The following is a 26,086-nucleotide window of genomic DNA, read 5'->3' on the forward strand; positions in this document are numbered from 1 at the left end:
TCACTCCCTACTCTCCCAAAATCGATGGTACCTTAATTTGGCCGTCCAGATGCTCTGGGGCATTTTTAAGTACCTCTTCACGCGGCAATCCTTGTTGTGGAATGTCTTCACGTAATACATTTTTCATATCAAGCACGTGGTATGTAGGCTTAACATTTTCCGTATCCAGTTCGTTTAACTGCTCCGCAAATGTAATGATGGCATCTAATTGCTTGGTTAATTTTTCAGTCTCTTCTTCCGTTATGGCCAATCGGGCCAAGTTTGCAACGTGTTTAACTTGCTCATTTGAAATTCGTGACATCGCTTGTTCCCTCCCATCCCTTTTATCAGTTAATTTAATATTGATGATACCAAACTTTTCCGCTTTACCGCAATGATTCCTTTTTCAGTATTAACAAACAAAATGAGTTTTAGATGAACGTTAGCATTAATTCATAATTTATTAACCGTTTTGACATGACCGCAATTAGGACTTCCCTTATAATAATCAGAGTAGAAATGTTTTTGGGAGAGTATAGAAATGAAAAAACGAAGACGGAAGAAATTCAAAACTTTTTTCGTGCTGTTTTTGCTTTTTTGCGGTTTGGCGATGTTTCAACATTATTTTCAACAGCCGCAAAGTTCCCCTCCGATTGCAAAAAATGATCCGTTTGCTGATGTAAAAAAATATAGCTCTTTAATCGAAGGGGAATTAGCAAAATATCATCTAGAGGCTCAAACACCAGTCTTAGTTGCCGTCATGCAGCAAGAAAGCCGCGGAATCGGTGGAGATCCGATGCAGGCTTCGGAATCAGCCGGTCTAGCAAGGAACTCGATTACAGATCCTAAACAAAGCATTCAAGTTGGGGTACAACATTTCCAGCGTGTTCTAACCTATGGAAATCAGCAAAAGGTAGATTTCCCAACCATCATACAGGCTTACAATATGGGTGTTGGTTATGTAGATTATGTGGCACAGCACGGTGGAAAGCATAGTGAGAAGCTTGCGAAGGAATTTTCACTCCTTCGTGTAAAAGAAAAGCCGAATCTGTATACTTGCGGCGGCAATAAAGATAATTTCCGTTACCCCTACTGCTATGGGGATTTTACTTACAGCACAAAGGTAACAAAAAATATTCAATTATTAGTTGATAGCGTCCCCGTGACAAACGCTGAAAAAACAACCGATGGATCCTTTTAAAAAAGATTCACCGGTTGTTTTTTTTTCGCTGAAAGATGATGAAGCCTATTTTAAAAGGAATGTAGCCCAGTATTCCCCCAAAGGTGTTTAGGATCAAATCATCTACATCAAAGCTGCCAAATTCAAATACAAGCTGGAGAATTTCAAACGTCAGACTTAAGCCCAACGTAGTCACGGCCACAGGAACAAGTTTTTGAAACTTTTTTGAAAGCAATGGTAAAATAAAGCCAAACGGGGTAAAACCAATTACATTTCCAACTAAGTTCTCAATTCGAATATTTAAATTAATATCAGCTAAATACAAATAAAAATAAATGGTTTTAAACGGGACAAAATTATTATCCCTCCAATGATATTCATCATAAGTAAAGTTAAAATGCTGAATAATTTCCGATAACGGTATATATTTAAGCAAGATTAATTTTGAAAGAATCGCTATGTATAAACAAAGAATTAACAACAGGACAATTTTAAAAAAAATTTTCATTCATTCACTGCTCCATTTTTAACATATCAAACTAACCATACCATATTTGCCAAAATATATGGGGACAAATCGTAAATTGGAGGAAATTAGTATGGCTGAACACCACTTTCACCTAAAAGCAAACTGGCCGGGATTACGAAATGATGTCGGAGCAATTGAAGCCGGAAATTTAAAAACAAAAATCTCAATCCCACCGGAAATGGACGGACCGGGAATCGGAACCAATCCCGATGAGATGCTGCTGGGGGCTGCTGCAACCTGCTACATCATTACTCTTGCGGCGATGATGGAACGCAGCGGGTTGGAAAAAGACAGCTTAACGATGGAATCGGAAGGAATTGTCGATGTCACCAAAGGTGTGTTTACCTATAAAAAAATCATCCACCGACCCCTTATTGTCTTAAAAACGGGGGCTTCGGTAAAAGATGTGGGACTAGCTGAGAAACTAGCCAGAAAAGCGGAGACCTCCTGCATGATCAGCCGTGCCATTCAAGGTAATGTAGAAATGGAACTGCAGGCTAGGGTGGAAGTGACGGCTGGGTGAAAAGCGGAGGCGCCTAAGACGGGTTCTTAGGTGTTTTTTTCTTTATGGGGACTGGTTTTGCTTGGATCGATGGAGGTTGTCCTCATGAGCCCATCATGAGGACAGATTTTCCTTCAGCTAACCTCGGTTTGTCCTCATGAGCTCTTTATGAAGACAAGTTTACATTTAGCTAACCTCGGGGTTGTCCTCATAAGTCGATTTGGGTTCATATACATAAATTAAAATTTCACCGTTTGAAAAGCTTGGCAAAAAAACCTTTTTTCGCTTGCGGTTTTTGTATTTCTTCTACCTTTTTGGTAATAAATATTTCTTCCTTATCAATGGCCTGGCTCATCGCTAGGACCAATCCAATTTCCGTGTCATGCTCTTTGTTCGTCACAATCGTATGTTCAATTTTGTTTTTCGCGGCCATTTTTACATATTTAGATAATTCCTCATAATTCATATGTCCATTTAAAAAAAGCTGTGCTTCAGGATATTTCTTCATGAACTGCTCCACTTGAGGATACACTTTTTCCTCTGCTACCTGGCTCTTATTAAGGGCAACAATGATTCGTTCACGCAGCGTTCCTAGGTATTTACGACGCTCCTCCGGTTTAGTCTCTAGAGGCCCATGGATGCCTTGCTGTAAGAGCTCGTCAACGGTTGTCTTTTTCAAACAAATCAACTCCATTATAAAAGGCTATTATTATGTATGATCATACCCCAAAAAACGTTCCGTTCCAAAGAAGTGCTTATTATGGCTGATTAATTTGGCGATCCGCAAATTGGAAGCGCCTATCCGCTAGTTGCGCTGCTAGACGCAAATTGGATTTGCTTATCCGCTAATTGGCGGTGCTTATCCGTAAGTTGGAAGCGCCTGTCCGCTAGTTGCGCTGCTAGACGCAAATTGGAGACGTTTATCCGCAAGTTGGAAGCGCCTATCCGCAAGTTAGAGCTGCCTGTCCGCTAGTTGCGCTGCTAGACGCAAATTGGAGACGTTTATCCGCAAGTTGGAAGCGCCTATCCGCAAGTTAGAGCTGCCTATCCGCTAGTTGGCTCACTCTATCCGCAAGTCATTCACTCCATACAAAAAATCCTTCCCACTATCCAGGCGGGAAGGATCATTGGTTATTCTTTGCTAGAACCCGTAAATTGCGCTTCTTCTGTGGACCCCTTCAAGGCTGTGGTGGAAGACGTTCCGCCTGTGATCACCATCGAAACTTGGTCAAAGTAACCTGTACCTACCTCACGTTGGTGCCGGGTTGCTGTGTAGCCGTATTGCTCGCTGTCGAATTCAGCTTGCTGCAATTCGGAGTAAGCAGCCATACCGCGCTCTTTGTAGCCGCGGGCAAGCTCAAACATGCTGTGATTCAATGCATGGAAGCCAGCAAGGGTAACGAATTGGAACTTGTAGCCCATATTGCCAAGCTCTTGTTGGAACTTTGCAATCGTTTCTTGATCCAATTTCTTTTTCCAGTTAAACGATGGTGAACAGTTATAGGCCAATAGTTTGCCAGGGAACTGCTCATGGATAGCTTCGGCAAATTGTCTGGCTTCGTCAATATTTGGCTCGGATGTTTCACACCAAATAAGATCTGCATATGGTGCGTAGGCTAAGCCGCGGGCAATGGCTTGCTCAATCCCGGCATTCACGCGGAAGAATCCTTCACTTGTGCGCTCTCCTGTAATGAATGGAGCATCATTCATATCAATGTCGCTGGTAATTAAATCGGCCGCATTAGCGTCTGTTCGTGCAACTAATACGGTTGGTACGCCCATTACATCTGCAGCCAAGCGAGCAGCAATCAAGTTGCGAACCGCCGTCTGTGTTGGCAGCAAAACTTTACCGCCTAAATGACCACATTTTTTCTCCGAGGAAAGTTGATCTTCAAAGTGAACGCCTGATGCGCCGGATTCAATCATACCTTTCATCAATTCGAAGCAATTTAGCTGTCCGCCAAATCCTGCCTCAGCATCAGCAATAATAGGGGCGAACCAATCGATCGAGTCGTCCCCTTCAGAATGAGTAATCTGGTCAGCCCGTTGCAGCGCTTGGTTAATCCGCTTAACCACACTTGGCACGCTGTTGGCAGGGTATAAGCTTTGGTCAGGATACATATGGCCGGATAGGTTGGCGTCAGCTGCTACTTGCCAGCCGCTTAAGTAAATAGCTTTTAGCCCAGCTTTTACTTGTTGGACGGCTTGATTTCCTGTTAAGGCACCAAGGGCATTAATGTAGTCTTCTTCATGTAAAAGCTTCCACAGCTTTTCCGATCCTTTACGAGCCAATGTATGTTCAATATCAATGGAACCGCGAAGCTTGATGACATCCTCAGCCGTATACGGTCTGGTAATTCCTTTCCAACGGCTATCCATTTCCCAGCTTTCTTGTAATTGCGCTACTCTAGAATCAGTCATAGTTAAATCCTCCTATTAATCTATTAGAATATTTTTTAAAAAAATACGAACTAATACACTTATAACTGCTCATATCCAGGCAAGGTTAAAAAATCGATAAATTCATCGTTTAAAATTAAGCGATCAAACAGCTGGACAGCTTCAGCAAATCGACCTGTTTCAAAGTTTTGCCCGCCGACTTCCTGTTTGATTTTTTCTAATTCTTCTTCCTTTAATTGCTCATACAGTTCAACAGTTACTTTCCTGCCGTCATGTAGGATCCCTTTCGGATGGCGAATCCACTGCCAAAGCTGTGCCCGTGATATTTCCGCAGTGGCCGCGTCCTCCATCAGGTTATGGATAGGGGCTGCCCCTCTACCTTCTAACCATGAAGCGACATATTGAATTCCTACATTGATATTCGTGCGGACACCTTCTTCAGAAATCGTGCCGCCTGGTACCTCAAGCAAATCTTGTGCGGTTATCGTTATTTTTTGCTGCTTTGCAGTGTGAATTTGATTTGGCGTCGGCATTTCCCGATTGAAGACTTCCATCGCTACCGGTACGAGTCCAGGGTGTGCTACCCATGTACCATCGTGTCCATCCCGGGCCTCGCGCTCTTTATCGGCGCGTACTTTAGCAAACGCCTCAACATTTGCCTGCGGGTTATTTTTCACTGGAATTTGAGCTGCCATTCCGCCCATCGCCGGTGCATTGCGGCGATGACATGTTTGAATGCATAGTAACGAGTAGGAGCGCATAAAAGGTGATGTCATCGTTACTTGAGAACGATCTGGTAAAATAACATCCTTGTGATTGCGCAGCTTTTTAATATAGCTGAAAATATAATCCCAACGGCCACAGTTCAAACCAGCTGAGTGCTCCTTTAATTCATAAAGAATCTCATCCATTTCAAATGAAGCCAGAATTGTTTCAATTAATACCGTCGCTTTGATCGTCCCTTGGGCAATCCCAAGCTTTTCCTGTGCATAAACAAATACATCATTCCAAAGCCGTGCTTCTAAGTGACTTTCTAGCTTTGGCAGGTAAAAGTAAGGGCCTGAACCATCTGCCAGCAGTCCTCTTACATTATGGAAAAAATACATTCCGAAATCGAAAAAGCTTCCTGATATAGGCTTGCCATCTAAAAGCACGTGTTTTTCTTCTAGGTGTAATCCGCGCGGCCTAACGATGAGAACCGCCGTTTCTTCATTGAGCGCATATTTTTTTCCATTAGGATTTGTAAAGAAAATCGTCCGATTTACTGCATCTCTTAAGTTGATTTGTCCTTCGATGATGCTTTCCCATGTCGGTGAAGTGGCATCTTCAAAATCAGCCATGAATAATTTTGCACCTGAGTTTAACGCATTGATGACCATTTTACGATCTGTTGGTCCTGTAATTTCCACCCGGCGATTGTGGAGATTCTTTGGCAGTGGTGCTACGGTCCAATTCCCATCCCGAATATGTTTTGTTTCAGGGAGGAAATCCGGCAATTTGCCAATATTTAATTCCTGTTGGCGTTTTTCCCTGGACTGTAACAGTTCCATTCTTCGCCCGCCAAATTTTCTTTCTAATTCTTCAATTAAGTTTAAAGCCTCGGGTGTTAAAATCTCATCATATTGGGCATTTAGAGCCCCCACCACTTCAATACCTGTCGTTTGGGTTGACATGAACTAGATCACCTCTTTGTTATAATACAGTACTCATCCTCGTTTTGTATTATATAACACGTTTTCAGAAAATGGAACTACTTTTCTGAAAATTTTATAAAAATAGGTAAAATTCCCCTGTCCAAGTTAAAAAAACCTCCAGTAAAAACAGGAGAAAGCTTGCTATGGCTTGCTTTATTGAATTAGGTATTTTTACCTATAATAAACATAAAAAAACGGGTAACCTCTTGGAAGGCACCCGCTCTTATATCATCTCTTTATATAAGCGCCGAAAGTCTTTGGCTCGATCTTGGCTGTTTAGAAATGTTTCACTGACGATCGCTGTTAATAGTTTTCTTTTTAAAGAAGGATCGTCCACTTCCTTTAAAATCCAATGCCTTGTTGCGAAAAGAAAATCAAGATAGTCTTCATAGCGATCATCATACTGCTGCTCTAACTGCCTGCGAATTTTCCTTGCAAGCATTGGACTTGCACCCCCGGTTGAAACTGCGATGCTCAGATGGCCGCGTTTCAATTGGGAGGGTAGATGAAAATCCGAGCCTTCTGGATCATCGGCAATGGACACCAGCTGATGACTCCCTGCTGACAATTTTACGGCATGATTAATCTCCTTGTTATCGGTGGCTGCAAAAATCAAGAAAGCTTCTTCTAGGTCATCTGCTGAAAAGGGCTTCTGTTTCCAGACAATTGCACCCTCCTGTGACAGTCTTTGAAGGTCATCCGTAGCTTCAGGGCTGACTACCAAAACACGAGCACCTGTGTCGAGCAGGCTGTTAACCTTTCGCTCCGCCACCTTGCCGCCGCCAACAACCACTATTCTTTTTCCTTCAAGCCGTACCATAATTGGATAGTTTGCGTTCATACCTTTAATTCCTTTCCAAAATCGCTAGCCAAATAAGCAACTAAAGCTTCCTTGGTCGGACTTTCCGGCATTCTAGTTTGTGCAAGCCCCGCGTCGGCAGCTGCTGCCAATGTTTGTTTTCCCATACAGACAACCTCTGCATCTCTCAATAATTCTTCTCCATTAACACCACATACTGCTAATGCGCTCATAAACGGTTTCACAGAGGCACTGCTAGGGAAAACCATAGTATTCACACGTGCTTCCGCGAGCATTCTTTGAAAAATAGGCAGGAATTGGTGGTCAATCTCCCTTTTGCTTGTGATTATTTTATCCGCTTTTTCAAACTCTTTTTCCACCATTCGATCGTCGCCGACAATCAGCCAACCCTCTACATCTAGAATCTGGTCCATTACATTTGCCACCAAGCCGCGTCGGTTTAATGCTTTGATCGTTTTACTAGATAAACCGAACAAATCTGCCTTTATTTTTCGAATATCTATTCCTTTTTCAAAAACCGCTGCAAAAAACTCAGCAACACTTTCAGGTGAAGAAAATAGAATTTTTTCAAAGGATGTTACGTTTGAGAGATCAACTGGCAATGTAGTCTTTTTCCACTTTGGAAATTCGATCACATCCGCTCCATACGTCATTAATTCATTCGCTAATTCGCTAGGGCTGGAACTTGTACGGGCAAGCAGGATTTGCCGGCCATGTAAAGGTTGTTTCTCGAACCAGCTGATTTTTTCGCGCAGGGAAACGACTTTCCCAACTAATATGATGGAAGGATTGCTGAACTTGGCTGCCAAGACCTTTTCAGAGATATCCGCAAGTGTGCCTTGTAAGGTTTTCTGGCGCCCAAACGTACCCCATTGGATCAGTATAACAGGTGTAGCAGCGGGCTTCCCGTGGTTGACGAGATTCTCGCAAATGAATGGCAAGTTTCCGACCCCCATGTAAAATGCAATCGTATCGATTCCACGGGCAAGACCTTCCCAATCAAGGAGCGGTTTACCATCTTCAGATTTATCGTGGGCCGTGACAACCGCAAATGATTCGGCGTGCTCCCGATGGGTCACAGGAATTCCTGCATAAAGGGGGGCTGCAATCCCCGATGAAATGCCAGGAACGATTTCAAACGGAATCTGGTAGTCAGCTAAAGCGGCTGCTTCTTCCCCAACTCTACCAAAAACGCCAGGGTCGCCGCCTTTTAAGCGGACAACTATTTTTCCTGCTAATGCCTTTTGCACCAATAGTTCATTGATATTCTCTTGGCGCAAAATGTGGCGGTCAGGTAATTTTCCGCAGTAAATCAATTCACAATCACTCCCGGCCCATTCTAATAGCCTGGGATTGGCAAGCCGGTCATATAAAATGACTTCTGCCTGCTTAATTGCTTCCCTTCCTTTTACCGTGATTAAGCCAACGTCTCCCGGTCCCGCTCCTACTAAAAATACTTTTCCTGTTTTCATCCTGCAGCCTTCCTTCCCCTTGTTGTCCATTTTATAAGACGATAAAAATAATATCCTCTTTCCTTTCTACTAAAAAGGTCTTTACCTGACCTTCATCCGGTGCTTGAACCTTTCCATCTACTAAAGAGATTTTCCAATCATAAACCGGACAATACACATAGGCACCACTGACCAGTCCTTCTGAAAGGACGCCTCCCTTCGGATGGGGACTGCGGTTTTCAAGGGCATAGACCTCACCATTTGATCGTTTAAAAAGAACGATTTCTTGGTCATCTATTTTAATAGAATAGCCGGCTCTTTCTTTTAAATTCTTATAATGTGCGACTGGAATACGGGTAATCGTGTTAATCATTTGGTTTCACTCCCGACTGGAATCATGTGTTTTACATAATATTTGTCTTGAATCTCTTCATTTTGAATGGCTTCATGCCAAGGCTCAATATACTTTTTCAAGGTTTGACCCATACGCTCATTTAACGCTTTACGGGTATTTTCATCTGCTAATACTTCCTTCACGTGCTCTAATCCCATGCGTTCCACCCATTTAGAGGTACGCTCTAAATAACTGGCTGTTTCTCGGTAGTATTGTAAATAAGCACCGGTCATTTTCATAACCTCTTCTTCCGTTTTTACGGTACATAATAAATCCCCTGGGCGAAGGTCGACGCCGCCGTTCCCAGCAACATAAATTTCCCAACCGCCGTCAATACCGACGAAGCCGATATCTTTGATGCCAGCTTCCGAGCAATTTCTTGGGCAAGCAGAAACGCCCATTTTAACTTTATGTGGTGTATCAAGACGTTCAAATTTATTTTCAAGCTGTATTCCGAGTGCCATTGAATCTTGTGTGCCATAGCGGCAAAATTGTGCACCCACACAGGTTTTAACGGTCCTTAGTGTTTTTCCGTAGGCATAGCCGGATGGCATATCAAGCTCTTCCCACATACTTGGCAGATCCTCTTTTTTGACTCCGAACAAACCAATCCGCTGTCCACCAGTTAATTTTACTAAAGGTACCTTATATTTTTCAGCAACTTCTGCAATTTTTTTCAAATCAACGGCTGTTGTTACTCCGCCATACATTCTTGGAACAACGGAATACGTTCCATCCTTTTGGATGTTCGCGTGCATTTTTTCATTAACTAGACGAGAATCTCGATCATCTTTATATTCATCCATGTGAATCATACCAAGGTAGTAGTTAATGGCCGGACGGCACTTAGAGCAGCCTTCCTCATTGTTCCATTCCAGAACGTTCATGACTTCTTTTACGCTTGTTAAGCCCTTCGTTTTAATTTCCTCTACCAATTCCTCACGGCTTATCGTTGTACATCCGCAAATACTTGTTTTCTGAGCCGCAGCCGCATCGAATTGATCACCAAGTGTATGAGCAAGAATGCTGCTAACCATTGGTTTACAGCGCCCGCACGAACGGCCTGCGTTTGTGCAATGACTGACTTGATCAAGGGTCGTTAACCCTTGGGTCTGAATCGCCTCAACGATCGCTCCTTTTGTCACTCCATTACAGCCACAAACGAGTTCATCATTGGGCATGGAGGCGATATCATCGCTTGCGTTTTCGCCAGAACAAGCTGTTTGAAAAATAGAAACCCCGCTGATATCTTCTTTTTTTGTCAACATTCGATATAATCTAGTACTATCCTTCGTATCACCATAGAGGACAATTCCGACAATGAGATTATTTCTTGTTAAGACGTGTTTGTAAACTCCGTCATATTCATTGTAAATCATAATCGATTTCGTGGAGCCATCTTCAAAAATCTCTCCCGCAGAGAAAAGGTCGACGCCTGCAACTTTCAGCTGCGTGCCGGTAATAGAGCCTTGGTATGGTTCTCCCACACAGCCGCAAATCCGATTCGCCAGCACTTTACCTTGTTCATATAATGGTGCGACTAACCCATAAACAATTTCTCTGTGCTCAGCACATTCACCAACTGCGTAAATGTGCGGAATACTTGTTTCCATAAAATCATTAACCACAATACCGCGATTAACGTAGATTCCGCTGTTTTTTGCAACGGCCGTATTCGACTTAATCCCAATTGCCATGACAACAAGGTCGGCTTCGACTTCAGAGCCATCTTTAAAGCGCAGGCCGGTAACACGTTCATCCCCAAGGATTTCGACGGTTTCCTTTTCCATTAAAAAGTTCATGCCTTGTAATTCTAATTCTGCTTTCAGTAAAGAAGAAGCAATCGGATCAAGCTGACGTTCCATTAAATGGGGCATCAGGTGGACGACATCGACGGTCATTCCCAGGTTTAGTAATCCTCTTGCTGCTTCAAGCCCAAGAAGACCACCGCCAATCACGACTGCTTTTTTATACCGCTCAGATGACTTGATCATCATTTCACAATCTTTTATATCACGAAATCCCGTTACACCGATTTTATCTGCACCTGGTATCGGAAGAATAAAAGAATTTGACCCTGTCGCAATAATTAACTCATCATATTGCACTTCACGACTTTGGTCGCTGATGACCCGTTTTCCATCCACATCGATATTGATAATCGATTCGCCTGTAAATAATTGAATCTGTTTTTCTTTATACCAGTCTAGCGGGTTGATAATAATATCATTAAAGTGGGTGTCGCCTTGGAGAATATTCGATAACTTGATGCGGTTGTAGTTTGGATGTGGCTCTTGTCCAAATATTGTTATTTCAAACTGATCTGGTGCTGTTTTGAGAACTTCTTCTATTGTTCTAACGCCTGCCATTCCATTTCCAATCATCACTAGTTTTTTCATATTTGGGTCTCTCCTATATGTTAAATTGAGATTTATTAAGATAATGAAGGTTTTCTCTATAGTTAAATTGTAATTGGTAGAGTCCCAAAAAATTGTGAGGTACGTCACAAAACGCCAAAACAATGTGAATATCTTCACAATATTGTCAAAATAAAATTACACTTGAACGTTGCCTTAAAAAACTGAAAGGATGTACCGGTGGCTCATAAGCCACGAACGGAACGGAGAGAGATTATTTGTGGATTAAAAAAGGGGGTGAGGTGAGGGGAGTTGATGTTTGATTCGTTTTTCTTCTGTTCGGTCGTTTAGAATCACTGTAACCTACCGGCCTCCTTCTTTTTTCTTGTGTTCGGTCGTTTAAGAACGCGATAAGCGACCGAATTCCTTCTTTTTTCTCAAATTCGGTCAATCACAAACTTGATAACCGACCGGAACCGCGACTCCATCACGAAATCAATCGTTAATAATCTCGACTGATTTTTCCAACTTCCTTAAACACCCTCCAGAAAAGCACAAGCACCCTTTTAGCGGCGTATGGCCTCCTCGGAAAAGCTATCACTTTTCCTTCGTGCGAAGTTATACTTCCGAAGCTTACTCCTATGGAGCTGGACAATTCTCGAAGCTAAAACTATAAATTCTTATATCAAAAAAAAAGGGTGCCTGACACCCTTTTTACGTTACGCAGGTTGTTTATTCTTTTTTAGTGCTGGTTGCATTTTGATTAGGCTGCTGATGATGGGAACAAGGGTGCCGATGAGGGCGACGGGTATAAGTTCCCACCATTCCAATGGTGGTGTGATGAGCAGTCCTGACTGATGAATGGCTAATAAGGCCAGGAAGTAAGCTACGCTCCCTACGAGTCCTGCCAGCCAATTGGTTTTTCTAAATAACAAGAAGACGAGCGGAATTAGGATCAGTGTGATCGGCACGTAGGATGTAGGGTAACCAACCGCTGCAAATATTCCTTTACCGATGAATCTTAATAAAATATAGAGAGCCGCTCCCATGACCGGAATGGTGAAATCACGACAAATTCGAATGGTGAGAATCGTTAACAATGTAACCATTAGGACGGAATAAATTGGGTAAACAAATTCCGGAATGCCGCCGAAAATTTGTGATGCCGGATCCGAGATTAACTCCAGGATTTCTTGTGAGGCGATGGATTTTCCATGGACATACTGATCATAAGAAATCGCACCATTTTCCTGCTGCATATTCGGGAACATCAAGCATTCAAGAAGAAACATTGCGAACCACGTATGCATCGACTTCCAAGTTGGCTTTACATCCCTTGTAAATAAGTAATATCCACGCCAAACTCCAAAAATCATGATATCTGTTCCAATATAATAAATAAAATGAGTTGGACTCCATGTTGTTAAATCAATGCCATAGGCAATATGGTAAGTAAAATCTAACGGAATTCCGATCAGGAACAAGACGTATCCAATTGTAATCAGATTTCTTGAAAACCGATCCATGTGATGGGAGCGCCGCCACTCTTGAATTAACAATATACCTCCCAATGCAAAACCGATTGTATTGACAATATGGGGAATGGAGTATTCCTCAAATAAATATTTAAAGTGGTAGGACGCATCCCAGGCAGACCCAATAAATTTCAATAAAAAAGCTATTACCCATAAACGGTAATATTTCATATTTCATCTCCTCTCAACTCTGATAGTGGTCATTAGTTTATAAGTCGTACACCAGTTAACCCAGCAAGTCAAATGGATCTCCGAAAATCGCTATTAGGATATAATTGATGGCTAAGGCAATGCCAAATATCGTTCCGGCAATGCGTATCTTTTTTTGCGTAAATAATTTATACATAAAAATAATTCCGGCCGTGACAACAAAGACATTACATGTTAAAAATATCCAAAGCAGGCTTTCACTATGCTCGACTGTGGTAACATGGGACAAATATAATGGGATCAAAGGCATATTTCCTCCAGGGATAACTTTTTAGTAAATAGGACTATCGTCCATACATTAAAAAAACCCTTCTTAACTATTAACGAAATATCTTGCTAAAATGTTTCCTTTTTCTCTTGCTTTCTTAATATTATCATAGGTGGTAAGGTGTTTTACATAAAATTCTTGCATTGGTTTTAATAGGTAATGTACAGTAAATGAATGGACTATGGATAGGAAAGGAGATTCCCCTTGAAACATTATTTTATGGTCATCCCTCTTTTGATCACAGTGCTACTTTCTGGTTGTAATTCCATAAAAGTACCGAAATCAACGATGGATCACAAAATGAGTGCTACACCCAGAGATGTGGTGCCGACGAAGTCCGAGTGGAATGTACCAGACAATCCTTCTGCCAATAAGGAAATACCAATCTCCATCATCATTAAGGATTCGTCAGATCAGCCCATTCAATCCTTTGAAACGGTTCATGAGAAAAAAATGCATTTATTTATTATCAGTAAGGACTTAGCTTATTTTTCTCATATCCATCCAAAATATAATGGAAACGGAGAATTTAATGTTTCTGCCGTATTTCCGACTGGAGGAGATTACAAGCTAATCGCTGATGTCACACCAAAAGGCGGCGGAGATAGCAGCATTGAAACCCATTGGCAGCATGTGGAGGGCGAGGCAGCAAAGGAAGTGCCACTTGTTCCTGATACAAGCTTAACCAAGGTGGTTGATGGAAAAAAAGTCTCACTTACCTTTGACCGCCTAATGACGGGAAAAACGTTACATATGACGTTTACGATCAATGATGCCTCTACCAATAAACCAATCAAAAATCTACAGCCCTATTTAGGTGCGTTGGGACATACTGTTGCAATAAGTGCAGATACGGAAAAGTACTTACACATTCATCCGATGACGACAACAGGAAATGGTCCGAAGGTTACATTTATGACCATTTTTCCATCGGAAGGCGTTTATAAAGTTTGGGGCCAATTCAAACAGAATGACAAAGTTTTTACAGTTCCCTTTGTGATCAACGTATCAAAATAAAAAAAGAATGCCCCAAAAGGGTCAGACCCCATCCACATTGAGGTTGTGGATGGGGTCTGACCCTTTATGTTAGGACATTCTCTTATTGATAAATATGGACGAATGGTTCCGTGTCATTAGCTTTTTTAACAATTAGTGCTTCAGGACCATCAACAGAAGTAACGCTTACGGATACATTAAGGTACTCAGGAAAATGTTCCATCACTAAGCCTGTCACATATTGAGCAAAGCCAATTCCTTCTGTTTTTCCATAGAATTGAATCGGAATCGTGATATTTAAATCTTGAAGTTGGTCACCAATATAAAAAGCTCTGCCAATCACACCGTTATAATTGGGAAAATATTGTTCCACATCCTGTTTAAAGTTTAGGAATGCAATCGTATCATCCCGGTGGTCATTTTGAGCAGCTGTTGAAGGGAATAGATAGTATTTTTCATCGACTTTTTCCCAAGCATTTAAACTAGCGCTCCCCTTATCAATGGTTGTATAAGTGATAAATGTGCCTGGTACTACAGATGATCTGCTTTGTTGTTCAAATAAAGCAATGGTGATCGGTACATCTTTTAATCCTTTAATGTTACGGGCTCGTTGTACCACTTCTGCCGCCATTTTCTTGCCTTCTGCTACCATCTCTGCAGAAGGAATCTTTTTCTCAAGGGTATCGCCACCGGGCGCTAACTTATAGTAATAGATCGAATTCAAGGCAAGACCAATTGTAACGCCAGCAAGGGCCACATTCCCTTTATCATCTTTTGTAAGATAATCATGTTCTAAAATATGCGCAAGATAGATGGGACTTGTCGGTTCACTGCCAGCTGCACTATTATCCACTGGGTTTAAGCCAATATTATCTTCAGCCTTCACATTATTTTGTTTTAGCTGGGCATCTGTATATTTGCGGCTTAACCACTGCTTAATCGTCTTGCTTTTAATTTGCTGGCCTTCTTGAAAATAGTATTTTTCTGTATCAAAGCTATTTTGGGCAATTCTCATCAATCCCATTTCAAACTCATTTAAGTCATATCTTGTATTAATATTGTTGACGACCAATCCTCTCGCTTCCCCGGGTAAAAATGGCAGGATGGTTCTATAATATTTGTCCGATATATTATATTTAGGAATAATCGCCTTCCCTGTTGCTTTCTCCTTTGTTTGGACGGTTTCATTTTGCTTTTGGAAGTTAGGTGCACAAGCACTAAGCAAAAAGACCAGGGAGAGAGCGAGCAATGAGATCTTTCTCACGTCGATCCACCTCTTATTTATTTAATTCTACTAAAAGCTTCTCCTCGTCCCAGACTTCGATACCTAGTTCTTGTGCCTTGGTTAACTTGGAACCTGCATCTTCTCCCGCAATGACGAGATGTGTTTTTTTACTCACACTGCCGGCTACATTGCCGCCAAGTGCTTCTATTTTTTCCTTCGCTTCATTACGCGATAATTGCTCTAGCTTTCCTGTTAGAACAACCGTTTTTCCTGCAAAAATACTGTCAGATGCTTCGGCCGATACTGATTTGGCCCCTTTATATTCCATATTCACTCCGACAGAAACTAACTCTTTAATGAGCTCATTCGCCTCTTCTTGTTCAAAAAAGGAAACGATGGAGTCAGCCATTTTAGTACCAATTTCATTAATGCCAATTAACTCCTCTTTCGAAGCCTTCGCTAGTTTATCCATTGTTTCAAATTGCTGGGCCAGCGTTTTGGCAGCCTTGGCACCAACATGACGAATCCCAAGACCGAATAGAAGTTTTTCAAGGGAATTGCTCTTGGATGTTTCAATAGCCTTTAAGAGATTTGTGACAGACTTTTCCCCCATTCGTTCAAGGGCTATAAGCTGTTCATGTGTAAGCTTATAAATATCAGCAACATCGCCAATTAATTTTTCTGCAAAAAGTTGACTGATTACCTTTTCTCCGAGTCCATCGATGTTCATGGCATCACGTGAGACAAAGTGAATCAGACCTTCACGAATTTGGGCCGGACATTTCGGATTAATACACCGTAATGCTACTTCCCCTTCAAGACGGACAAGCTCACTTTCACACTCCGGACAATGGGTTGGCATATGAAAGTCTATTTCAAGACCTGTCCGCTGATCTGCTAAAACATTGACTACTTCCGGAATAATATCGCCAGCTTTTTTCACGACGACTTTATCCCCTATTTTTATATCCTTTTCACGGATTAAATCTTCGTTATGCAATGAGGCTCGCTGTACTGTCGATCCCGCTACTTTAACAGGCTCAAGAATAGCAGTCGGGGTGATTACACCGGTTCTGCCAACACTTAATTCAATATTCAACAGGGTTGTGACTACTTCTTCGGCCGGAAACTTGTACGCAATCGCCCAGCGCGGGCTTTTGGCTGTTGTGCCAAGTTCAGCCTGCTGCTCAAGTGAATCTACTTTGATTACAATTCCATCAATTTCATAAGGAAGATGCGGCCGCTTTTCACCCCATCCGCTTACATATTCCAATACTTCTTCAATGGTTGCACATTTTTTCCGCTCTTTATTGGTTTTAAAGTTAAGATGATCCAAGTAATCGAGACCTTCACTATGCGACAAAACGCCAATGACATCTGGATTGCCAATCCCGTATAAAAAGACATCCAGCTTTCGTGATGCGGCAATCTTTGGATCAAGCTGTCGTAATGACCCGGCTGCTGCATTTCTAGGATTAGCAAACAGTTCCTCGCCACGTGCTTCTCTTGCGTTGTTCAACGCTTCAAACGAACGCTTTGGCATATAGGCCTCACCACGAACTTCGATAGAGACATCTTCCCGTAATCGAAGGGGAATGGATTGAATCGTTTTAAGGTTCGCGGTTATATCTTCACCAATCGTTCCATCGCCGCGGGTGGCCCCTTGTACAAATAATCCCTGCTCATACCTTAATGAAACGGCAAGTCCGTCAATCTTTAACTCACAAACATAAGAAAAATCATCGCCAACTCCTTGACGAACTTTTCGGTCAAAGTCCCGTAAGTCTTGTTCGTTAAAGGCATTGCCCAAACTTAACATCGGGGTGCGGTGCACGACCTTTTCAAATACATCGAGCACCGTGCCGCCAACCCGAACGGATGGAGAATCAAGTGTTTTTAACTCTGGAAACGTGTCTTCAAGCTTCAATAATTCCTGCATTAACTTGTCATACTCGGCATCCGGTACGGATGGTTTATCTAGTACATAATATTCATAGCCATATTTTGTTAATAAACTTCTTATTTCAGTGATTTTCTGTTCTGCCAATTGAAGGTCCATATATCCAGCCCTTTCATTTCATAGTCCCCAGATATTCACTCCATGTTGGAGGTTTCTTATTTTATGCTTTTTTAATAGGGGCGAATTTCGCTAAGAGACGTTTAATGCCTACTGGACTAGGAAAGGCAATATCGAGCTCGATTCCTTCACCCTGCCCCTTTACACTTACAACTGTACCAATTCCCCATTTTCCATGCTCTGCTTTATCGCCGACTTTCCAGCCAGCTTCCTCTCCGCCGGAAGGAGCTGAAACAGGACGCATCACGGGCTTTCTTGGTGCAGCTGGCGTTCCAAATGTGCTCTTTGGTGCTCCAAAAGAGGAACCAGTGGACCTGAAAGGTCTTCCACTAGAGCCAAACGAAGGAGTCTCCCGTTTCTCCGTTTCTACACCTTCGATTAAGTCCTCCGGTATCTCACTGATAAATCTTGAGGCAGGGTTCATATTGGTTCTGCCAAACAAGGTCCTCATTTGCGCATTGGTTAAAAACAAGGTTTGCTCAGCACGTGTGATCCCCACATAGGCAAGACGACGTTCCTCTTCCATCTCCGCTTCCTCCATAAGAGAACGGCTATGCGGAAAAACCCCTTCTTCCAAACCAATTAAAAAGACAACAGGAAATTCCAAGCCTTTTGCGGAATGCAAAGTCATCAGGGTAATCGAATCATTCTTTTCACCATCGTCATCAAGGGAGTCAATATCGGCCACTAAGGCTAAATCTGTTAAGAAGGCGATCAGGGTTTTATCTTCACTGGTATCTTCAAAATTTTTCGTAACAGATAATAATTCCTCAAGGTTTTCCAACCGGCTTTGGGCTTCAAGCGATTTTTCCGCTTTCAGCATTTCTCGATATCCTGTCTTGTCTAGAACCTCTTCCACTAATTCCGTGACGGAAAGGAATTCTTGCATATTCGTATAATTGCGAACTAAATCACGAAACTGGGCAGCAGCCTTGGTCGTTTTCGGGCTTAAACCAAGTAATTCTACCGATTCTAATGCTTGATATAAAGAAATATCATGCATCGCTGCAAAGTCAGCTATTTTATCGACCGAAGTAGATCCAATCCCGCGTTTTGGAACATTAATGACCCGTTGTAAACTAATGTCATCATCAGGATTCGAAATCAACCGTAAATAGGCAAGCATATCCTTAATTTCTTTTCTGTCATAGAACTTGGTGCCGCCAACGATGGCATATTCAATGTTCGATTTAAGTAAAACTTCCTCCATTACCCGTGATTGAGCATTTGTACGGTAAAGAATCGCAATATCGGCTAGCTTATACTTTTGATCCCGCGTTAATTCTTTGATTTTTCCAGCCACAAATTGGGCTTCACCTTGCTCACTATCGGCACGATAATAAACAAGTTTGTTTCCTTCAGGGTTTTCCGTCCAAAGATTTTTCGCCTTCCGGTTCATGTTGTTTTCAATTACCTTATTGGCAGCAAGCAAGATTCTTTTGGTTGATCGATAATTTTGCTCAAGTAGAATGACCGTGGCATTTGGGTAATCTTTTTCGAAAGATAGAATATTAGCAATATCCGCGCCGCGCCATCTATAAATCGACTGATCGGAATCTCCCACCACACATAGATTACGGAAACGGCTGGCGAGCATTTTTACTAACATATACTGCGCCCGGTTCGTATCCTGATACTCATCAACGTGAATGTATTGAAACTTACGCTGATAATGTTCTAGGACTTCCGGTACCCGTTGGAATAACTGAATGGTCATCATTATTAAGTCATCAAAATCGAGTGCCTGGTTTTTCCGTAATCGCTTTTGATATTCGGTGTATACCTCACTTACCGTTTGCTCAAAATAACCCCCGGCATTTTTTGCATACTCTTCTGGGGTGATTAGTTCGTTCTTAGCTGAGCTGATGGAACCTAAAATGGCGCGTGGGTCATTCTTTTTCGGGTCAAGATTTTTATCTTTGAGGATTCCTTTTACCACAGATTGCTGATCGGTTGTATCAAGGATGGTAAAATTTCGATTAAAACCCATCCGATCGATATCACGGCGCAAAATTCTTACACACATGGAGTGAAAGGTAGAAATCCAAATTTCCTCCGCAACACCACCCATCATTTTGCCAATCCGTTCCCTCATTTCTCTGGCTGCTTTATTGGTAAAGGTGATTGCTAGAATATTATAGGGGTTCACGCGTTTTTCAACGATTAAATAGGCGATTCGATGTGTTAATACTCTTGTTTTTCCACTTCCGGCACCCGCCATCAGTAGAAGTGGGCCATCTGTAGCTTTAACAGCATTTTGTTGTTCTGGATTTAGTCCATTTAAAAGCTTGTCTGTTAAATATTGCACTTCTTCCACCACCATTCACAAACATTTGTTCTTATTTTTATTTTATCGTTCATTACATTCGGAAGCAAATACTATCTAACCGTTTTTACGGTTTCCAAGGCTTGGTCAAAATTTTCATAAATGGCATTTCCCACAACAATTACGTCGGCATGTTGGGCCATTTCAGATGCTTGTTCAGGAGTAGCGATACCGCCGCCGTAAAAAAGGGTTGTGTTTTCAAGCCCCTTTTTCACTTCTGCTACTATTGCTGGATCACCATATTTGCCGCTATATTCTAAGTAAAAAATCGGAAGCTGGAACATTTTTTCAGCCATCATCGCATAGGCCTTCACATCATCGATGGTCAGATTGGTATTGGCTGACGTTAGCTGTGCGGCCTTGCACTCTTCGTTTAAGATGCAGTATCCTTCCATGAAGAATTCCTCCCAATCCATAATTTCTCCAAATTCCTTTACGGCTTGGTGGTGAAGTCCTGTAATCCACCTTGCGTCACTGCTATTGAGGATGGTTGGGATAAAATAAAGGTCAAATCCGGGTGTTACGGTCTCAATACTTGATACTTCCAGTACACACGGAATGGTATAACGACGGATTCTAGCCATCAAATCCAAGACGTTTTCAATTGTCACCCCATCGGTGCCTCCAACAATGACCGCATCCGTTCCTGATTCGCAAATTTTTTCTAATTGATCATCGGTGATCACTTTATTCGGATCGAGTTTAAACACATGCCGCCACTCGCGAAAATCATACATTAAAAGAATCCTCCCACACACATTATCCATTTCCCCATTATAGCATTTGAGGAAACGATAAAAAAATAAAAGAGTAATTCAAATTCTAGAAATGTTAACCAGAAAGAAAAGCGGAAGAGCCTGGGAGCTGGACAAAAAGAAAAACCGAAGAGCGCTCTCTTCGGTTTGGCTTATTCTTCTACAGCATTGCTCGAATCTTCTTTAATCCGTTCAAGAACCATTTCATACGTATCATTACCAAAATTCAAACAGCGTTTCACACGTGAAATTGTCGCTGTGCTTGCGCCAGTTTCTGTTTCAATTTTATGATAGGTGTTTCCTTCGCGAAGCATTCTTGCTACATCCAGACGCTGTGCTAACGATTGGATTTCATTAATGGTGCATAAATCATCAAAAAAGCGATAGCATTCTTCTAAATCTTTTAATGATAAAACAGCTTGAAATAATTGGTCGAGTTCTTTGCCCCGTAATTTATTAATTTGCATGTACTTTACTCCTTTAATAAGTTATTCTGCATCGAAAGAAACACTTGTCTGCAGTCCAGGTTTTGTTGGTACCACGTTTACCCAAGTCCTGCCTTGGACAAAAGGAATCTCAGTCCCATTTTTCATTGGAACAATTCTGCCGTCCTTATGAGCCCATTCTACTTCGTTGACCTTGCCCATTTGCAATAGATAGCCTTTTCCTCCCGAATGCAGATCAATATCCCTGCGTCCGACTGAATCAATCACCTTGTGAACGGCTTCAATAATAAATATATTATCCACTAATACAGGTTCGTTTGTGTCTAAATCCACGGATTGCATACCGCCTGAAAAACGCTTATATTTGCCGAGTGCACGATCGTATTCGAACCTTGAATCCGAAATGCCGCCTTTAGAATAAGTAATTTTCACAGAATTTGCATCGTTACCGGTGATGGCTTTTCTTTCTTCTTCAGACATAAAAAGAAACTTAGGCGGACTGTTTTCCATCGAATATTTTTTTTGCTTTGCACCTTTTAGAATATTTTCATACGTAATATAGGAATTATGAGGTGCTTTTCGGGTACTTGATCGTTTAAAAAGGGTACCATCATAGACGATTCCATTTAGATTATCGACATAGTTGCCTTCAAGCATCTTTTTTGCTTCTTCACTCCAACCATGGGCAATATAGAGTGCTCCAAGGCCTTTGGAAATGTCGATATAATAGTCGCGGGCGCTTCGTACAGGGCCAATATTTGTTGGCTTCTCACTTTGGAAAACAGCAAGAAATCGCGTGATGTCCCCTTCTGCTAGGATTTCATAGACAATATCAGCCTTATTCAAGCCTGATTGGGGTCTGGCTTTTGGATGATTATTAATCATCACAGCAATTGCTCTGCCGTCCGTACTCGTTGTGGAACCAATGCCTGTTAACGGAAAATAGGAAGATAACTCCTGCTTTTCCAGTTCTTTCTCCTCGGTCTTCTCAACCACTTTTTCTTTCTCAACCGTTCTTTTTACGGTTTCCTTTTGACTACACCCAGAAAGTAGTAATAGGAAAGCTGCCACGGCTACAGCCCATTTTTTCATTTTATGTTCCCCCAATTTCATCACCTAGCAGGACAGAACACTTTCACGCTTTAACTCTTTAATTATTTACAGTTTAACGCATTATTGACGGAAAGAGTACTGTTTTGTTCATGACATCATACATTCCCTGCGGCGTAATCCGAATATATGGTAAATGAGTAGCAGAGAAAAAGGCTAAACTATAAATAGGATCAGAAAAATGATATCCACTTTTTCTCAGTTCCACTAATAACCTTTTTTCTTGTTCAATTAGTTTTTCAACCGGGAGGTCTGACATAATTCCGGTTAAATGTAACGGCACTTCGCAAACAATTTGGGAATTTTCCACCATTACAATTCCCCCGCCTAATTCTTTTACTCTATTAAAAGCATGCACCATGTCATGTTTATTTTTTCCAATTAAAATAATATCTCCCGTATTGGAATAAGAACTGGCCAATGCCGGCAAGGTTGTGGCGAATCCTTTTAATAACGTATTGATTCTCCATTTTCCATTTCGGTCAATCAATGTAAAAAAGCACTCATCATGATCGGACGATAATTCATCACCAGAGGCATCAATCGAGATGGAATATGGTTTCGTGATAACAGAGTTTTCCATTTTTATTCCAAACGGCATAGAAAATTGTAAATCATCCAATGATAGATCCCAATCGAATTCCATTGGCGTAAGCCCATACTGCTCCCAATTTATCGGTGGATATACATCTTCTACCTTTACGCCGTCACGCTTTACCCATTTCCCTTTTGCCAAAACCGAAACAGGTGTAGGATTTTCCATACTTGATAAAAAGTTAATATTGGCAACACGGCCAGTAGCGAGATTACCATGTAAATGGTCAATGTTGTAATATTTGGCTATATTTATAGTGGCCATATTATAAGCATCAATGACAGGCACACCTTTTTCAATCGCAATTCGAATCATTTGATCATTCATCCCTTGCTCGTAAAAAGTAGATGACGATCCGTCGGTATTAAATATTAATCTATCATATGCCTCGATGCCTAAGCGCTTCATGTCATCCAAAATTTGCGGTAAATCCGGGCGGATCGATGAATATCGTAACGACACCATATAACCTTGCATAAGGCGGTTATAAACCTCTTCACCTGTCATCGCTTCGTGATCGCAATCAGCGCCCAAGAGCCTCATTTTTGCTAATGTTTTTTCAGATGCACCAGGAAAATGACCCTCTATTTGCTTACGCATCCGTTTTGCTTCTTGAATCCAATGAAGCATCATATCGTCACCATCAAGCAGCTTTGGCCAGCCCGTTAACTCTCCGCCCTGGAGGACAGCATCATGCTCAAGCCACGATTTAACGTTACTATGTGAAAAAATCTCTTCTTCATTCAAAATTTCCGTTTGAGGATCAAATCGACTCCACCAATACATCGTTGATGGAATGGAACGCAAATCCTTTAATATTGAAAACGCTTCCTTTTTTTCTAAATGTAAAATCAGCGCCATGCTATCATTAATTAAGGTTGTGGTTCCAAATTGTGATGCATAGGCTGCCAAGGTCAGGGGATTATATAATTGAGATGGATGTGCATGTGGTTCAATGTAACCCGGGACAAGAATCTCGTTGGTGCAATCGACGACTTCACAGTTTTCTAAATATGGAGGCAGATTCTCTCCAACATAAATAATCCGATCTTCATAAATCCAAATATTAGCTCTCATCCATTTCCGAAATGTCTGATTTAAATACAAGGCATTTTTCAATAATATGGTTGGAGCTGTTTTCCCATCTATTACGGATACATGCATGCGTAAGTGTTTATTTTTCCAGCGGTAGCGTTGTTCCAGCATACCATGTCCCTCCCTTAAAAAACTATCTATATAATAATAAGTTGATTTAACAATAAAGAAAGCCCTTACAAAATTTATTTGTAGATACTATAGTATCATATTTTACAAATTAAAGCAGTAAAGAATTGATAAAAATTGTAAAATATTTGTGAAGGAGTGAACATAATGAATATTAAACCTAATATTGGCATTTTAAACGCCTTGATTCGGATTACGTTTGGGTTAACGGTGTTGGCCTGGAGCACTTCAAAGCTGGTCAAACACCCGTGGAGAGATTCTTATTTATTTGCTGCAATGTGTGGTGCGATGAAGGTTGCTGAGGGAATTGTCCGCTATTGTCCACTAACAGCTTTTTATGAAAAATACAAAAATATGGTTCAAGAGCATAATGATACAATGGATTCAATGGATGGATTAGAAGGACTTACCAACTTGAATGGAGATTCGGTCGTACCGTATAATCCGACCTAACAAAAAAAGAATGCCTCAAAAGGTCTGACCTCACGTTACACTCAATAATCACTCTTAGGAAAAGTTCAGTGATATGTTGAGGTTGTGGGGTCTGACTCTTTGGTTTGAGACATCCTCTTTTCATATTCCTTTTATCCGATGACAGGCAAAGTCGCTTTTGCCCCAATGTCTTTGCGATAGAAAACGCCCTCACAGGTAACCTTTTCTAGCTCATGATACACTTTTTCTTGTGCTTCTTTCAGTGTTTCAGCCTTGGCCCCAACCAGCAGCACCCTGCCGCCAGCCGTGGTAAACTCACCGAGTTCATTTTTTACTGTACCGGCATGAAAGGTGTACACATCCGGAATAATTTCCGCTAATCCTGTCAGTACCGCACCCTTTTCATAAACCTCTGGATAGCCCTTGGCAGCGACAACAACGCCAACCATGGCTTGAGAATCCCACACCAGCTCCGGCTGTTTTCCATCCAATAGCTCTAAAATCGCTTGAACTAAATCTGATGCTAACCTTGGTAAAATCACCTGTGTTTCAGGATCACCTAAGCGGGCATTAAATTCAATCACCTTTGGTCCTTCTGTTGTTTTAATCAAACCGGCATATAAGACGCCGCAGAAGCTCCGGTTTTCTTGAACCATCGCTCTGGCTGCCGGGATAAGCACGGTATCCACTGCAAGCTTTACTGTTTCTCTTCCGATTTGTGGAACAGGTGAATAGGCACCCATTCCACCCGTATTTGGACCTTGGTCGCCATCATAAGCACGTTTATGATCTTGAGCAATTTCAAGCGGAACAACAACATCTCCGTTTACAAACGCCATTAAGGAAAATTCCTCGCCGCTTAAAAACTCTTCAATGACGACGCGGGAAGAGGCATCGCCAAATTTCGCATCAACGAGCATTTCCTCTACACTCGCTAGTGCTTCCTCTACTGTTAAAGCAACCGTAACGCCTTTTCCAGCCGCTAAACCATCTGCTTTAATAACAATCGGGGCCCCTTTTTCTTCTATATAGCTGCGCGCTTTTTCAAAGGAGGTAAACACAGCGTAATCAGCTGTAGGTATTTGATATTTTTTCATTAATTCTTTTGCAAAGGACTTGCTTCCTTCAATTTCTGCTGCGGCTTTACGCGGCCCAAACACCGCTAATCCTGCTGCCTCAAATTTATCGGCCAGCCCCTCAAGGAGAGGGACTTCCGGACCGATAATCGTTAAGGCCACTTTTTGGTCTTTGGCAAATTGAAGGAGTTGTTCATGCTGCGATTCCTCCAGTGGAACTTGTTCCGCCACATCTGTCATCCCAGCGTTCCCAGGAGCCACAAATACTTTTTCAACAAGCGTGCTTTCGCTGGCTTTTCGGCAGATGGCATGCTCTCTTCCACCGCGGCCAATGATTAATACCTTCATCCCTAACACCTCGTTTTAATTTGGGTTCATTTTACAGTTGAAAATGGAGGGAATCAGCACCCTTTCCGCGGGCGACCGGGCAAGCCTTCTCGGTCGTTCCGCCCTCCGGGGTCTTGCCTCGGTCGTTCTCCCGCAGGAGTCTCGCCGATTCCCTCCA

General features: G+C 41.9%; 23 protein-coding genes. 4 read left to right on the forward strand and 19 right to left on the reverse strand.

Annotated elements, in window-relative coordinates:
• Positions 1-7 precede the first annotated feature (7 nt).
• On the reverse strand, positions 8-301 hold the full coding sequence (gene gatC / locus AC3ANL_RS24465; RefSeq protein ID WP_488326910.1) for an Asp-tRNA(Asn)/Glu-tRNA(Gln) amidotransferase subunit GatC: 294 nt from the start codon (positions 299-301) through the stop codon (positions 8-10).
• A gap of 219 nt (positions 302-520) precedes the next feature.
• Here gatC and AC3ANL_RS24470 point away from each other — a divergent pair, with 219 nt between their 5' ends.
• Positions 521-1,180: a lysozyme family protein gene (locus tag AC3ANL_RS24470; protein WP_488326911.1), complete on the forward strand. Its 660-nt coding sequence runs from the start codon at positions 521-523 to the stop codon at positions 1,178-1,180.
• Positions 1,181-1,187: 7 nt separating this feature from the next.
• Here AC3ANL_RS24470 and AC3ANL_RS24475 read toward each other — a convergent pair whose 3' ends face one another.
• Positions 1,188-1,667 carry a VanZ family protein gene (locus tag AC3ANL_RS24475; RefSeq protein ID WP_488326912.1) on the reverse strand — a complete coding sequence of 160 codons (480 nt, stop codon included), beginning with the start codon at positions 1,665-1,667 and terminating at the stop codon, positions 1,188-1,190.
• Between the two features lie 91 nt (positions 1,668-1,758).
• Here AC3ANL_RS24475 and AC3ANL_RS24480 point away from each other — a divergent pair, with 91 nt between their 5' ends.
• Positions 1,759-2,211: an OsmC family protein gene (locus AC3ANL_RS24480; RefSeq protein WP_488326913.1), complete on the forward strand. Its 453-nt coding sequence runs from the start codon at positions 1,759-1,761 to the stop codon at positions 2,209-2,211.
• Between the two features lie 226 nt (positions 2,212-2,437).
• On the opposite strand, the gene AC3ANL_RS24485 is transcribed toward AC3ANL_RS24480, so the two are convergent.
• The 9 genes from AC3ANL_RS24485 to AC3ANL_RS24525 all read right to left on the reverse strand — a co-directional run bounded on the left by AC3ANL_RS24485 (position 2,438) and on the right by AC3ANL_RS24525 (position 13,295).
• Positions 2,438-2,869 (reverse strand): YueI family protein, encoded by a 432-nt coding sequence (locus AC3ANL_RS24485; protein ID WP_488326914.1) that lies wholly within the window; start codon positions 2,867-2,869, stop codon positions 2,438-2,440.
• Positions 2,870-3,321: 452 nt separating this feature from the next.
• Positions 3,322-4,611 (reverse strand): isocitrate lyase, encoded by a 1,290-nt coding sequence (aceA, locus tag AC3ANL_RS24490; RefSeq protein ID WP_488326915.1) that lies wholly within the window; start codon positions 4,609-4,611, stop codon positions 3,322-3,324.
• Positions 4,612-4,670: 59 nt separating this feature from the next.
• The gene (aceB, locus tag AC3ANL_RS24495) at positions 4,671-6,263 is read right to left on the reverse strand and encodes a malate synthase A (RefSeq protein ID WP_488326916.1); all 1,593 of its coding nucleotides are present in this window, start codon (positions 6,261-6,263) and stop codon (positions 4,671-4,673) included.
• A 244-nt stretch (positions 6,264-6,507) separates the two neighbouring features.
• Positions 6,508-7,125 carry an NAD(P)-binding protein gene (locus tag AC3ANL_RS24500; RefSeq protein WP_488326917.1) on the reverse strand — a complete coding sequence of 206 codons (618 nt, stop codon included), beginning with the start codon at positions 7,123-7,125 and terminating at the stop codon, positions 6,508-6,510.
• Complete coding sequence (gene cobA / locus AC3ANL_RS24505) at positions 7,122-8,576, reverse strand: uroporphyrinogen-III C-methyltransferase (protein WP_488326918.1); 1,455 nt, start codon at positions 8,574-8,576, stop codon at positions 7,122-7,124. The genes AC3ANL_RS24500 and cobA overlap by 4 nt, the downstream gene beginning before the upstream one ends.
• A 31-nt stretch (positions 8,577-8,607) precedes the next feature.
• A complete protein-coding gene (nirD, locus tag AC3ANL_RS24510) occupies positions 8,608-8,928 on the reverse strand; it encodes a nitrite reductase small subunit NirD (RefSeq protein WP_488326919.1) in 321 nt (106 codons plus the stop codon).
• Positions 8,925-11,348, reverse strand: a complete 2,424-nt coding sequence (gene nirB, locus AC3ANL_RS24515; RefSeq protein WP_488326920.1) for a nitrite reductase large subunit NirB — start codon at positions 11,346-11,348, stop codon at positions 8,925-8,927. Before nirB ends, nirD begins: the two co-directional genes overlap by 4 nt.
• A gap of 677 nt (positions 11,349-12,025) precedes the next feature.
• On the reverse strand, positions 12,026-13,012 hold the full coding sequence (locus AC3ANL_RS24520; protein ID WP_488326921.1) for a hypothetical protein: 987 nt from the start codon (positions 13,010-13,012) through the stop codon (positions 12,026-12,028).
• Between the two features lie 55 nt (positions 13,013-13,067).
• Positions 13,068-13,295 carry a hypothetical protein gene (locus AC3ANL_RS24525; RefSeq protein WP_488326922.1) on the reverse strand — a complete coding sequence of 76 codons (228 nt, stop codon included), beginning with the start codon at positions 13,293-13,295 and terminating at the stop codon, positions 13,068-13,070.
• 228 nt (positions 13,296-13,523) lie between these two features.
• On the opposite strand from AC3ANL_RS24525, the gene AC3ANL_RS24530 reads away from it, so the two are divergent.
• Positions 13,524-14,336 (forward strand): hypothetical protein, encoded by an 813-nt coding sequence (locus AC3ANL_RS24530; RefSeq protein ID WP_488326923.1) that lies wholly within the window; start codon positions 13,524-13,526, stop codon positions 14,334-14,336.
• 82 nt (positions 14,337-14,418) lie between these two features.
• Here AC3ANL_RS24530 and AC3ANL_RS24535 read toward each other — a convergent pair whose 3' ends face one another.
• The 7 genes from AC3ANL_RS24535 to AC3ANL_RS24565 all read right to left on the reverse strand — a co-directional run bounded on the left by AC3ANL_RS24535 (position 14,419) and on the right by AC3ANL_RS24565 (position 24,055).
• Complete coding sequence (locus AC3ANL_RS24535; protein ID WP_488326924.1) at positions 14,419-15,579, reverse strand: CamS family sex pheromone protein; 1,161 nt, start codon at positions 15,577-15,579, stop codon at positions 14,419-14,421.
• A 13-nt stretch (positions 15,580-15,592) separates the two neighbouring features.
• On the reverse strand, positions 15,593-17,599 hold the full coding sequence (ligA, locus tag AC3ANL_RS24540) for an NAD-dependent DNA ligase LigA (RefSeq protein WP_488326925.1): 2,007 nt from the start codon (positions 17,597-17,599) through the stop codon (positions 15,593-15,595).
• Between the two features lie 61 nt (positions 17,600-17,660).
• A complete protein-coding gene (pcrA, locus tag AC3ANL_RS24545; RefSeq protein ID WP_488326926.1) occupies positions 17,661-19,925 on the reverse strand; it encodes a DNA helicase PcrA in 2,265 nt (754 codons plus the stop codon).
• 71 nt (positions 19,926-19,996) lie between these two features.
• On the reverse strand, positions 19,997-20,680 hold the full coding sequence (gene pcrB / locus AC3ANL_RS24550) for a heptaprenylglyceryl phosphate synthase (protein WP_488326927.1): 684 nt from the start codon (positions 20,678-20,680) through the stop codon (positions 19,997-19,999).
• A 170-nt stretch (positions 20,681-20,850) separates the two neighbouring features.
• Complete coding sequence (locus AC3ANL_RS24555; RefSeq protein ID WP_488326928.1) at positions 20,851-21,165, reverse strand: YerC/YecD family TrpR-related protein; 315 nt, start codon at positions 21,163-21,165, stop codon at positions 20,851-20,853.
• Positions 21,166-21,186: 21 nt separating this feature from the next.
• Positions 21,187-22,236: a DUF3048 domain-containing protein gene (locus AC3ANL_RS24560; RefSeq protein WP_488326929.1), complete on the reverse strand. Its 1,050-nt coding sequence runs from the start codon at positions 22,234-22,236 to the stop codon at positions 21,187-21,189.
• 73 nt (positions 22,237-22,309) lie between these two features.
• Positions 22,310-24,055 (reverse strand): adenine deaminase C-terminal domain-containing protein, encoded by a 1,746-nt coding sequence (locus AC3ANL_RS24565; RefSeq protein WP_488326930.1) that lies wholly within the window; start codon positions 24,053-24,055, stop codon positions 22,310-22,312.
• Positions 24,056-24,220: 165 nt separating this feature from the next.
• On the opposite strand from AC3ANL_RS24565, the gene AC3ANL_RS24570 reads away from it, so the two are divergent.
• Positions 24,221-24,526, forward strand: a complete 306-nt coding sequence (locus tag AC3ANL_RS24570) for a YgaP family membrane protein (RefSeq protein ID WP_488326931.1) — start codon at positions 24,221-24,223, stop codon at positions 24,524-24,526.
• A 131-nt stretch (positions 24,527-24,657) separates the two neighbouring features.
• Here the strand turns inward: AC3ANL_RS24570 and purD are convergent, their stop codons facing one another.
• Entirely contained in the window at positions 24,658-25,929 is a 1,272-nt protein-coding gene (purD, locus tag AC3ANL_RS24575) for a phosphoribosylamine--glycine ligase (protein WP_488326932.1), read from the reverse strand.
• Positions 25,930-26,086 lie beyond the last annotated feature (157 nt).

The sequence above is a fragment of the Neobacillus sp. DHD-1R genome (genome assembly GCF_057747995.1).